The sequence below is a fragment of the Lacicoccus qingdaonensis genome (assembly GCF_900101075.1).
GTDB lineage: Bacteria > Bacillota > Bacilli > Staphylococcales > Salinicoccaceae > Lacicoccus > Lacicoccus qingdaonensis.
Map to the genome: position 1 here is coordinate 62,012 of NZ_FNFY01000002.1, position 12,212 is coordinate 74,223.

The following is a 12,212-nucleotide window of genomic DNA, read 5'->3' on the forward strand; positions in this document are numbered from 1 at the left end:
GATTTATTGTTTGATATTGACGTAGACACTTTTTACTTCCGTGTAATTTTGAAGTCCGTATTCCCCGCCCATTTCACGGCCGACACCGGATTTCTTGTAACCGCCGAAAGGCATCGTTTCCAGTTCGAGACCGACATCGTTGATCCACACTGTCCCTGCCTGGAGTTTTTTCGTGATATAATGCCCAAGTTTGATGTTCTGCGTCCACACACTAGCAGCAAGACCATAATCACTGTCATTGGCACGGCTGATTGCCTCTTCAACAGTATCGAACGGCATCACTGCCATGACAGGGCCGAAAATCTCTTCTCTTGCAATCGTCATATCGTCTTCTACATCCGCAAAAATTGTCGGTTCGACATAGAATCCTTTATCAAAAGGTGCCGTTCCGCCGGTGACGAGTCTTGCGCCTTCTTCTTTCCCTTTTTCAATGAAATCCAGCACGGTCTGCTGCTGTTTTTTCGATACAAGCGGTCCCATATCGGTTTCTTCATCCATGCCCGGACCGAGCCTGATCTTTTCCGCTCTTTCTTTCAGACCCTGGATCACTTCTTCATAAATCTCTCTTTGGACGTAGATTCTTGTGACAGCACTGCAGTTCTGTCCATGGTTATACATCGTTCCTGACAGGGTGCCGTCAAGTGTTTCTGTTAGATCCGCATCCTTCAGAATGATTCCCGGAGATTTTCCGCCAAGTTCCAAAGTGACGCTTTTCACCTGTTCTGCTGCCTGTCTCATTACATTTTTCCCAACTTCTGTGGAACCTGTGAACGAAACTTTATCAACACTCTGATGCTTGATGATTGCCTCACCCGCATCACTGCCAGAACCTGGAACAATATTTACAACACCGACCGGGAAACCGGCTTCCTTAAACAATTTCCCTATATATAATAATGACAGCGGTGTTTCCGATGCCGGTTTGATGACAACCGTGCAGCCGACTGCAAGTGCTGAACCGAGTTTCCAGGACGCCATCAGAAGCGGGAAGTTCCACGGGATGATCTGTCCCACCACACCTACAGGTTCATGTAAAGTGTAGTTCAGATAATCCGGTGAAACTTCAGTCGTCTTCCCCGTAATTTTCGTCGCAAACCCTGCATAATATTCGAATTGCTGGATTGTACCGTCCACATCGTCGGTCAATGCCGCTTCATATGGTTTTCCATTATCAATGGACTCCAGCTGTGCAAGCTCTTCACGATTTTCCTTTAAAAGAGATGCGAAATCATTGATCAGCTGCATTCTTGTATGGGCTTCCATATCAGTCCAATCACCATTATCGAAAGCGTCTCTTGCTGCTTTAACCGCATCATCAACATCATTCGCCCTGCCTTTATAGACTTCTGCAAATTTCTCTTCCGTTGCCGGGTTGATGACATCAAATGTCTCACCGTCAATAGATTGTTTATACTCCCCGTTTACATAAAGTCCTATCGTTTCCTGTAAAAATTCTTCCACTTTCGGTTTAAGATTTAAAACTCCCGTACTCATCTTCCATTCCTCCTCTTAAAAAGAATATTCTGAAATCAGATTATCACCTATAAGAATAAAAGTAAACCTTATTACATTAAAGGGATTGTTTTTATTCAATAACTTTATCATTCATTGTCCGATGGTCTTGCCTGTGAATTTTGTTCTCAACCATAGAACCAAAAATGCCAGCGAGATGAAAATACCAATATATCCAAATATCGGATAGAAAAAGTTGACCAGATCAACGAAACCGACAAAACTTAGAATAAATGCAAGTATCAGCGACACACCGAGCATTACACGATATTTCATCGAATAAGATTTAGTAAATCGTGTCAGGAACGGATACAGTACTCCAATGACACTGTTGAACATGACACCAACCATGATCACTGTCATCAATATTCTAAGACCCGGATGTATTTCATTCGCCATCAGCAGTGTCGGCATGTCCGCCTCGTTTGCAATTTCCAGGTTGGCAATCAGTCCTGCTGTCATCAGCACCAAAAGTGTGGTGAAAATCAGACCTCCGAACATGATGCCTCTTTTTGAAATCATCTGACTGTTGCTTGCCGCACCCATGATGACCAGGTAGCCGAAGCTGTTTGCAATGACAAGACCCGCGTAAGTGATGGCATCCCATACCCATATGCCGCTTGGAGATCTGTCAATATCAGCATGCTGATCGACTTCACTCAATGGTACATTGGGCGATATGATGCTCAGACCAGCGATGATGAATACCGCCACAATCAGGAACGGTGTGATGATTCCAAGAATTTTTGCCACAGATGTAAAGTCAAACTGCAGCACTATAAATAAAAGAACCACCGTAAACAATGTCCCCATCCAGGCCGGAAGCCCGAATCCGTCATAAAATGCCGAACCTGTACCGGCAATCATGATTACCGAAAGTCCATAGAAAAAGAAGACCAGTAAATAGTCGAAAACTTTTCCGATTCGTGTACCAAACAACTGGTTTAGTGATATGGCATAATCCTCCGATCCCAGTATGAAACCGAGTTTTGAGATCTGCATGCCGACCAGTGTGATCAGCAGCCCGGCTGTGGCCGCCGTTACATATCCCCATATTCCGTGGTTCGCGAAAAACTGTAATATTTCCTGACCTGTCGAAAAACCTGCGCCCACTATGAAACTGATGTAGGCGAATGCCAAAGTGATGGATGTTCTGTTCACTCTGCTCACGTGTATATCACTTCCTATTTTGTATTCGTTTTCATAAACAGATTAGCATTGAAAAGAAATGTTGTAAACCATATTTTTTAAAAAGGAATTTTTATATTCATAAATTACAGTGATGATTAATCTTTCCAAACATATGAAAATCCGGCGCGGAGTCCGCACCGGATCAAGATGATTCAACGATCATAGAGTATATTATTTTTGAGCAATGTTTCTTCCAGCAATTTCAATTTTTCGACAGTTTCCGAGGTGGAATGTTTGCCTGCTTCGAGTACAATGGCATCGATGAGCGCGATGATGGGCAGGATGGTGAAGTGGCTCTGATTGATTGAAAGTTTGATGACTACATCCGCTTCCCTGATAAGCGGGTTGGAATCATAATCGGTGATCAAAATGATTTCAACGCCCCTTCCCCTTGCTTCATTCACAGCATTGACAACAAGACTGGTGTACGGTTCAAAAGAAAAGACAATCATCAGTTCCCCTTTTTCCATATGCAGAATTTTATCAAACAATGTTTCTGCATCATTGTCGAGGGTCCGGACATTGCTTTGGAACTCCCCCATTACCTGTCCCATGTATGTTGCTGCTGATTTATATGGTCTCGATCCAATGATACTGATATTACCGGCAGCAATAATGCGTGATATTGCCGCATCAAATGCTTGAATGAACGTTTCATCCAATGAGGACTCGAGCAGCTTGACACTTTCCTCCCAAACTTTCACCACGCTGTTCTGATTATCTGATAATGTACCGATTGAATTTTTAAGTGTCCATTTTGATTCATCCGGCAGCGCACCTTCGTATATATCTTTCCTGAAATCATTATAATTATCATAGCCCAATGCCTTGATCGTCCGCATCACGGTAGATATGCCCACTCCCGCCTGGTCTGACAGCTCTTTGATCGTGGCGAGTCCAAGACCGGAAAAATGCTTCAGTATGAAGTCACAGAGTTCTCTCTGTTTTTTGGGCAATCCGTCTTTGATATCAATGATGTGCTCTTTCAAATGTCTCTTAGAGTTTTTATCCATACACAGTCCCCTTGCACGTATTTACTTTTACAATAATAATCTAACATATTTTACTAAGATGTGAGCATCAAATTAATTGAACATAATTAATCCTTTTTATTAATTATGGTTTACAATATTCCTTTTAGGTGGTAAGGTGTTTTTACAGTCAAACAATCATGCAAACATTTTACACGGCGATTCCGATAAGAATCATGCATATTTTTTTATCCGAAAATGAAAACGCATCCATCAGACTGAAAAAATTATCTATAATGAGGTGTCTTTATGAAAGATGTAATAATAGTCGGAGGCGGGCTTGCAGGTTTGTCAGCCGCATGGCGCCTGAAGCATCATGATATACTGCTGCTTGAATCGGACGGACGAATCGGCGGACGCGTCATGTCCGAACGTCGCGGCGATTTTTGGCTCAACTGGGGCGGTCATGTCTATGCCGGAGAAGGGTCTGCAACCGATGAACTGTTCAAATCAGTCGGTGTTTCCTCACTGCCGGTGCCTGGCATACTGACAGCCATGTCACTGAATGGCACATTGCTGAAGAAAGGTCCGGTCGAATCGTATCCTTTCCGTGTGCCGATGTCATGGGAGTCGAGACTGGCTCTTGTGAAAGCGGGTGCAAAAGTGAAGGCGAGTGTGCTGCGCTACGGAAGTATCGCCAAAAGGAAACCTCACGAGGACTATGCTTCCAGACAGCAGCGCATACTCGAGTTCATGAACAACAAGACTTTTTCCGAGTATACAGGCATACTCCCAGAAGATGCTGATGCAATCTTCAGGCCTACCGTTAGCCGGTCTACAGGCGACCCTGAAGAGATTTCCGCTGGAGCGGGAGTCGGATATTTCCATACGATTTGGGATAAGAGCTCCGGATTGTCCCGTAATGTCCTTGGCGGCCCGTCGACACTCACCGATACCATCGCTTCGATCATTGCCGGCAGTGTATCTCTCAACACTGAAGTGACAGAGGTTGTGCAGCATGAGGACCATGTAACCGTCACATATGTCAAAGACGGAATCACACATGTGGAAGATGCAAGATATGCAGTGCTCGCAACCCCGGCACCAATCACCAGGAAAATTGCGGTGAACATGGATCAGAAGCTTTCTGACGCACTCGGTGAAATCAAATACGGCCCGCACGTCAGTGCAGCGATACTGACCGACGAAACAGAACCGCAAGTATGGGATGATGTGTATTCTTTCGCAACGCCGAAGAAATCATTCGACATACTGATCCACTGTTCCAATTTGACGCATTCACAGAAAGTGCAAAGGAAACAGGGCAGCTCTTTCATGACTTTTTCACCTGCAGGACGCGGCAGAGCGCTCATGGACAAGAGCGAGGAGGAGATCACCGACCTGTATCTGAAGGACCTGGATTCCATATTCCCCGGCTTCAGCAGCCATGTCAAAGAAGTGCATGTCAGGAAATTCCCTTATGGTTCCGCCTATATCTATCCGGGGCGTGCGAAGATACAGACGACATTGACCGGCCATGATGACAGATTGTTCCTTGCCGGTGACTACCTCGGCACCCTTTACACAGAAACCGCGATACAGACAGGATTCACCGCGGCACAGCATATCAACAGCATGTTGAATTACACTATGTCGGAAACTGCAAGGGACAGTACGTTGAACACCGTATAAGATATTCATAATGACTCTGCCGACGGCAGGGTCTCTTTTTTTATCTGAATCTTTCATCCCCTCTCTTTACCTCTTCCTTTTCTGACCATAATCATTAGAATATCCGCGATATTTTGATATAATTTATCTATCATTACCATTTTAAAAATTCAAAACTTGAAATTAAAGGATGAATCAATTTTGACTGGATTATTCATAGCAATCATTTTACTTTTTATGGCCTCAGGTTATTTTTCCGGCAGTGAAACTGCACTTACTGCGACGAACGAGATGAAGCTGCGCATGAAAGCAAGCGCCGGGGATAAGAAGGCAGCGCGGCTGTTGAAGCTGGTAGATAACCCAACCATTTTCATCCCCGGGATCTTGATTGCCAACAACCTGCCGAATATCATACTGCCGTCACTCGTGACCATTGTGGCCCTCGAATTCGGTTGGAGTGTTGGTATTGTGACAGCGATACTTACAGTTCTGATCATCATTTTTGCTGAAGTCTTGCCAAAATCTGTGGCAGCGGCTTTCCCGGAAAGATTTTCCCACATTGTCTACTATCCGACTGTGGCGATTTTATTTGTTTTAAGACCTTTTATTTGGCTGTTGAACCTGCTGACACGTACAACCATCAGACTGCTCGGCAAAGATGCTGACAGAAATACGACCATCACCCGGTCTGACATGCGGGCGATGGTGGATATCGGACATACAGAAGGCACTTTTGAAAATGATGAAGTATACGGTTTGAAAGGTGTTCTTGATTTCTCCAATCTGAATGTCGCCGATGTACTTCAGACCCCGCGTATACAACTTGACGGATTGAGTGTGGATACCACTTTCGATGAAGCAAAAGATACATTGCTCAACTCACGGTTCAGCCGGTATCCCGTGTACGATGGCGACCTGGATAATATCATCGGCATCTTCCATGCCAAGTTTTTCGTTGCATGGACGGATCATCCGGAGAAATCCATAAAAGAATTCACCGACTTGAACCCGATGACCGTCTATGAGTTCCAGCCGATCAAAACCGTCTTTCAGAGGATGCTGAAAGAAAACAAGCATATGGCGATCGTCCTTGATGAATTCGGCGGCACTGAAGGAATCATCACCAATGAAGAATTGATAGAAACACTCATCGGCCAGGATATCCAGGATGAAACGGATGTCGACGGCATTCTCATCAAAAAACAGACACGTGATGAAATCATATGTGACAGTAAAATCCCGCTTCACTTCCTGAACAATACATTCAACACACATATTCCCGAGGAGGAAGACAACCTCGCAGGATTCATACTCAGTGAATTTGAAGACATCCCTGAAGTCGGTGACACCATCACACATGGCAACATGACATTTGAAATTGTCGATGCTGAGGAGAGAAAGATAAATACCGTGAAGATCACGAAAGGTGTAAGTGAGGAGGAGCATGCCGAACAATAAAAATTAATACTTATACAAACACCCCGTATTCCGAGTGGCTCTTCACTCAAAATACGGGGGTTAAACTTTTATAGGTTTACGCCATTCACTATTTGTGCATCTTCATAATTACCTTCAAAGAAATTTTTGACGTTCGTCGCGGTTTCGACTGTCGCTTCTCTCACGGATTCTTCAGAGTAAAAGGCGATATGCGGTGTCAGGATGATATTTTCATACTCCATGAATGGATGTGAACTCAAGTCTGGTTTTTCATCCCCGAGTACATCTGCTGCATAGTAGCCGATTTTACCGGATTCGATTGCTTGCACAATCGATAATTCGTTCACCAGCTGCCCTCTTGCGGAGTTGAGGACTGTCACACCGTCTTTCATCTTCTGAATGCTCGTGTCATCAATGATGTGTTCAGTGTCTTTACTTGCCGGCAGGTGGAGGCTCAAAATATCCGCTTCTGCCAGTACTTCATCAAAGGAGAGGATGTCGGTACCATACTTCTCTTTCGCTTCTTCTTTATCGACAAATGGATCGTATGCGATGACTTTCACCCCGAAAGGTTTCAGTTTTTCAGCGATCAGTTTCGGAATATTGCCGAAACCGAGGAGCCCAACTGTCTGTGTACCCAGTCTTCTCATGTTCATTACAGGCTCAAAATCCCATTTTCGATTCTTTTTAACCTGGTGATGAAATGAATGGATGCCGCGGTTCAGCATGAGTATCATGCCTACAGTATAATCCGCGACTTCCGTGATGCAGTATTTCGATATATGGGAGACGGCGATGCCTTTGGATCTCGCATATTCCACATCCGCATAATTGAAACCGATGGTGCCGAATGCGATAAGTTTCAAGTTCGGCAGCGCATCGATCACCCTTTTTGTAAACGGTTCATATTCACAGATTACCGCATCGGCATCTTTGCAGTTTCTGATCACGCCCTCCTCCTACTGTTAAAAGACAAACGATTTAACGAAATCAGTGTGACAAATCTTGTTAAGGCAGCAAATGTTACCAGAACTTCATTTTATAATCATTATTCCGATAAAGATGACCTTCTGAGTACACTGTTATCAGAAAAGAATAAGGAACTGATTCATGCTTATAAGGAACCGATTTTAAAAAATAGACCATTCATTATAAACAGGTTCTCTCCTCCCGAAATACAAATATTCAATCATATCTTCAAAAATGCAGATTTTTATACGACTATTTTAAATTCCGATATTGCTTCTATCGCTGAAAATCAAATGGTTGAATCCATCAAGAAAATTAATATTGAAGAACTTAAAGTGAATGACCGTATGATACGAAGTGATTTCATCGCAAGTTATCTGTCATACGCTATAGTTGGACTTATCACAGAGTGGGTCCGCGCTGGGTATAAATATGAACCAGAGTTTATGAGTGAACAGCTTTTGGAACTTATGAGAATTGCTCCAAACAAAACTTTTCATATAAAATTAACCCAGAATAGAAGATAAAACCACCTTAATGAAAAATCCCGCCATACCATTATTAATGTGACGGGATTTTGTATTTCTATATCTTACCTCGCCTTGGTCGCAAAATTAACCAGGGCTTCTATTCCTGTTTTAATATCTAATTCTTATCGCGAATTTTAGAATTTGTGGTAAAATTATTAAAGTCATCTAGTGCACTTCCGTGCTGTTAGCATGGAAGGAGGTGGCATCATGTACGGTAACTTACTTGAATTATTAGTTGCACCAATCATAGTTGGTGTAACTATCGCATTGTTCGTTTATTGGCTGAACAATGGTAAGAAGTAACTAGATGGCCGCCAATACCACCAAAAAATCCCCTGACCTACTAGCATAGGTCAGGGGATTGGTGATTCATGTACAGCACTTTACTTGTTACCATTATTATATCATTTGAAAATGTGATTGTAAAATTCTTTACCTACCTCGCCCTCGTCGCAAAGTTGACCAGGGCTTCTATGCCTGTTTTAATGCTCTTTTCCGAGAAGATGATTTCGGGACTGTGCAGTGAATAGCCGCTTTCTTCGATGTCTTCCATTCTTGTACCGATGCGGAATGCGGCACCGACGTAGTCCTGCATATAAAATGCGAAATCTTCTGATCCCATGGACGGCTCTTTCAGTTCATGGAATTTGGAATCGTGGTCATCGCCTGCATTGACGAACGCGTCGACGAGTTCAGGATTGTTGATGACCGGCGGGCAGTAATTGGTGTATTCAAGTTTACAGTCGGCATCTGACATTCCTGTCAATCCGCCGATATAGTTCTCAATCATTTCCTTCGCAAGTTTGATCGAGTCTTCCGAAAAACTTCTGATTGTGCCGCCGAATGAACATTCATCCGGGATGACGTTGTTCGCCTCCCCTGCATGAATCTGTCCGACGGTAATGACGACAGGTGTTGAAGGGTTGTTGAACCTTGAGGCGATACCCTGTATGAACTGGATGATGTTGGATGCAAGGTAGATCGGGTCGGCAGTCGTATCCGGATGGGCGGCATGACCGCCCTTCGCCGTCACTTTCGCATTGAATCCGGTCGAGCCTGCACAGAACTGTTCTTTTCTGTAACCGATCAGCCCCTCATTCAATTTCGGCCATGTATGGTACATGACAATCTTATCCACAGGCACTTCAAGCCGCTCTAGCTCTTCCTTCATATATTTGGCACCTTCCAGCGTCTCCTCCGCCGGCTGGAAGATGAATACGATGTTGTACTTCAAATCGTCATACATGTCATTGATCACTTTCGCGAAACCGTACATGATGCTTGTATGGACATCATGACCGCATGCATGCATGACCCCTTCGTTTTCTGATTTATAATCAAGACCGGTCCTTTCTGTGAGCGGCAGTGCATCCATATCGGCACGGACTCCGACATATTCAAATTTCGGGTCTTTTTCCAATATGCCGATCACACCGGTTTTTTCACTCAGTTCATAAAACTTTATCTTCGTATCTTCAAGGCCATTTTGCACCAGTTTCGTCGTCTCGTATTCCTTGAAACTCAGTTCGGGCTCTTTATGCAGTCTTCTTCTGAAGTTGATGATATGTTCCAGATGATCATCAATCACTTCTTCTTTTACCGCCATTTGAATACTTCCTTTCATCATTCATGGTTTTTATTTCCCTGAAATGGATGTTATCTACATACAACACTTTTAACCGTTTAAAAAAAGCGTTAAACGTTCCCGACTAATTTCATTGGAGCATGCCAGTCGACTTTGATGTATTCAAAGCATTTTTAGAATATAATGGAGTCAAGAGTAGATGATAAGATGGGTAATCAAAGTTTCAAACAGACTGTCTATGTCAACCGTTTCACAGACGGCACGCTCGATCCAAATGTTGAAATGTCCTATCACGTAAAAGACAAGGGGAATATCATCGCAAATACGACGCCTGGCTGCTGGGGGCCCATGATCACGCCTGAATTAAAAGGCGGTAATGAAGTGACCCAGCCGGTATTCGTCGAAGGGGCGGAAGTCGGTGATGCGATCGCAATCAAGATCAATTCGATCCGTGTCACATCGGTCGCGACCGCTTCCGGCCATGACCAGCCGATGGAAGGCAGATTTACGGGCGACCCGTTCGTTGCGGGCATCTGTCCGAACTGCGGTGCCAAAAACCCGAAGACTGTCGTCAAAGGCATCGGCCAGGGGGCGGTACGGTGTGCAGAGTGTGATGAGGATGTCACACCGTTCACTTTTACCAATGCTTATACGATGGGATTCAATGAGGATAGAAGTATGGGGATTACACTGAACAGGGATGCTGCTGAAAAGATTGCACATGAAGCCAAAGACTATATGTGCACACCGGAACATTCCATCCAAAACCCGGTCGTGACGTTCGCCCCGCATGATATTGTCGGCGCCATTGCGAGAGTCATTCCATTTTTAGGCCAGCTCGGCACAGTGCCGGCAAGTGCTTTCCCGGATTCTCACAACGCCGGGGACTTCGGTCAGTTTCTGCTCGATGCACCGCATGACTATAAGAAAACTGTCGAAGAGCTTGAAGACCGGACCGACGGCCATATGGACATCAACAAAGTCCGCGCGGGTGCCATTTTAATCTGCCCGGTCAAAGTCGAAGGCGGCGGTGTGTATCTCGGGGACATGCACGCCATGCAGGGCAACGGTGAAATCGCCGGACATACGACGGATGTTGCCGGCATTGTCGATCTCAGTGTCAGAGTCCTGAAGGATCTTGAAGTCGACGGACCGATTCTCCTCCCTATTGCGGAGGACCTGCCGGCTGTTGCGAAACCCTACTCCAACGAAGAGATGGAAAAAGCCGAAAAGCTCAGAGAACAATGGGGTATCGAAAAGCTTGAAGAATCCTATCCGTTATCATTTGTCGGCACAGGTGCGACTTTGAATGATGCCACTCAAAATGGATTGGAGAGAGCAGCCAAACTGCTCGGCATCGAAGTGCCTGAAGTGATGAACAGAGCGACCATCACCGGTTCGATCGACATCGGAAGAAACCCTGGCGTCGTCACCGTCACGTTCCTCGTGCCGAGTGACATGCTCCGAAAAATCAGACTGGACCAGATGACAAGGAATCATTATTCATAGGCAGGTATTCAGAAAAAACCGGACAGGATGACGTGCAGTACGCATCCTGTCCGGTTCTTTTCATGATTTACTTCTCTTCATACGCATTCAGTGCGTTGACACCGTGCGCCATTGCCGATCCTGCTTTCAGAGCAGTGGCAACCAGTATCGCTTCTGACATTTCTTCTTTTGAAACATCAAGTTTCTTGGCATTGTTCGTATGAATCTCGATGCAGTACGGACAGCCGGTAACGTGGGCAACCGCAACGGCGATGAGTTCTTTATCTTTTCCTGAAATTTCGCCCGCTTTCACCGCTTCTTTATCCAGCTGGACGAATGCCTTGAACGCATCCGGTGCGAGTTTCGCAAATTCACCCAGTCTGTCTATATTGGACTTTTCATACAGGCTGCCGTCGTTTTTACCGTCATATGCCTGCAGTGCATTGACACCGTGTGCCATCGCGGAGCCCGCTTTCAGACCCGTTGCGACCATTATCGATTCAGCCAGTTCCTCTTTTGAAACGCCCAGTTTCTTCGCATTATTCACATGAATGTCGATGCAGTACGGGCAGCCGGTGACATGGGCGACTGCGACCGCGATCAGTTCTTTCGTCTTCTGTGGAATCACACCGTCCGCGACTGCCGCCTTATCGAATGCCGCAAAACTTTTAAAAGCATCCGGTGCGAGTTCGGCAAACTCTGATAATCTGTTGATATTGGATTTTTGATATAAACTTTCCTGTGACATATTTCTGCCTCCTCGAATTTTCAGAATATAAAATCATCCCTTGTTGGTATGATATAGAATTCTCTAAGATGACTCAACCTTTATGACCGGTTTTATTTTAACGATATTCG

General features: G+C 44.8%; 11 protein-coding genes. 5 read left to right on the forward strand and 6 right to left on the reverse strand.

What is annotated here, in order from left to right; genetic code table 11:
- Window positions 1–3: 3 nt before the first annotated feature.
- The 3 genes from BLR15_RS01785 to BLR15_RS01795 form a co-directional block, all read right to left on the reverse strand.
- Entirely contained in the window at window positions 4–1,494 is a 1,491-nt protein-coding gene (locus BLR15_RS01785) for an aldehyde dehydrogenase family protein (protein ID WP_092984078.1), read from the reverse strand.
- Window positions 1,495–1,605: 111 nt separating this feature from the next.
- On the reverse strand, window positions 1,606–2,682 hold the full coding sequence (locus tag BLR15_RS01790) for a YkvI family membrane protein (protein ID WP_092984080.1): 1,077 nt from the start codon (window positions 2,680–2,682) through the stop codon (window positions 1,606–1,608).
- A gap of 173 nt (window positions 2,683–2,855) precedes the next feature.
- The gene (locus BLR15_RS01795; protein WP_092984082.1) at window positions 2,856–3,716 is read right to left on the reverse strand and encodes a MurR/RpiR family transcriptional regulator; all 861 of its coding nucleotides are present in this window, start codon (window positions 3,714–3,716) and stop codon (window positions 2,856–2,858) included.
- A gap of 267 nt (window positions 3,717–3,983) precedes the next feature.
- Here BLR15_RS01795 and BLR15_RS01800 point away from each other — a divergent pair, with 267 nt between their 5' ends.
- Window positions 3,984–5,366, forward strand: a complete 1,383-nt coding sequence (locus BLR15_RS01800) for an NAD(P)/FAD-dependent oxidoreductase (protein WP_092984084.1) — start codon at window positions 3,984–3,986, stop codon at window positions 5,364–5,366.
- 180 nt (window positions 5,367–5,546) lie between these two features.
- Window positions 5,547–6,803, forward strand: a complete 1,257-nt coding sequence (locus BLR15_RS01805) for a hemolysin family protein (protein WP_092984086.1) — start codon at window positions 5,547–5,549, stop codon at window positions 6,801–6,803.
- A gap of 68 nt (window positions 6,804–6,871) precedes the next feature.
- On the opposite strand, the gene BLR15_RS01810 is transcribed toward BLR15_RS01805, so the two are convergent.
- Window positions 6,872–7,732 (reverse strand): C-terminal binding protein, encoded by an 861-nt coding sequence (locus BLR15_RS01810; protein ID WP_092984088.1) that lies wholly within the window; start codon window positions 7,730–7,732, stop codon window positions 6,872–6,874.
- 45 nt (window positions 7,733–7,777) lie between these two features.
- On the opposite strand from BLR15_RS01810, the gene BLR15_RS01815 reads away from it, so the two are divergent.
- Both BLR15_RS01815 and BLR15_RS13815 read left to right on the forward strand, forming a co-directional pair.
- A complete protein-coding gene (locus BLR15_RS01815) occupies window positions 7,778–8,278 on the forward strand; it encodes a TetR-like C-terminal domain-containing protein (protein ID WP_176754021.1) in 501 nt (166 codons plus the stop codon).
- Between the two features lie 210 nt (window positions 8,279–8,488).
- Window positions 8,489–8,584, forward strand: coding sequence for a type I toxin-antitoxin system Fst family toxin (locus BLR15_RS13815; protein ID WP_143003911.1), 96 nt, complete (start codon window positions 8,489–8,491; stop codon window positions 8,582–8,584).
- Window positions 8,585–8,717: 133 nt separating this feature from the next.
- Here BLR15_RS13815 and BLR15_RS01820 read toward each other — a convergent pair whose 3' ends face one another.
- Window positions 8,718–9,887 (reverse strand): M20 metallopeptidase family protein, encoded by a 1,170-nt coding sequence (locus tag BLR15_RS01820; RefSeq protein WP_176754022.1) that lies wholly within the window; start codon window positions 9,885–9,887, stop codon window positions 8,718–8,720.
- 162 nt (window positions 9,888–10,049) lie between these two features.
- On the opposite strand from BLR15_RS01820, the gene BLR15_RS01825 reads away from it, so the two are divergent.
- Entirely contained in the window at window positions 10,050–11,375 is a 1,326-nt protein-coding gene (locus tag BLR15_RS01825) for an acetamidase/formamidase family protein (RefSeq protein WP_245696475.1), read from the forward strand.
- Window positions 11,376–11,442: 67 nt separating this feature from the next.
- Here BLR15_RS01825 and BLR15_RS01830 read toward each other — a convergent pair whose 3' ends face one another.
- Window positions 11,443–12,102: a carboxymuconolactone decarboxylase family protein gene (locus BLR15_RS01830; protein ID WP_092984096.1), complete on the reverse strand. Its 660-nt coding sequence runs from the start codon at window positions 12,100–12,102 to the stop codon at window positions 11,443–11,445.
- Window positions 12,103–12,212 lie beyond the last annotated feature (110 nt).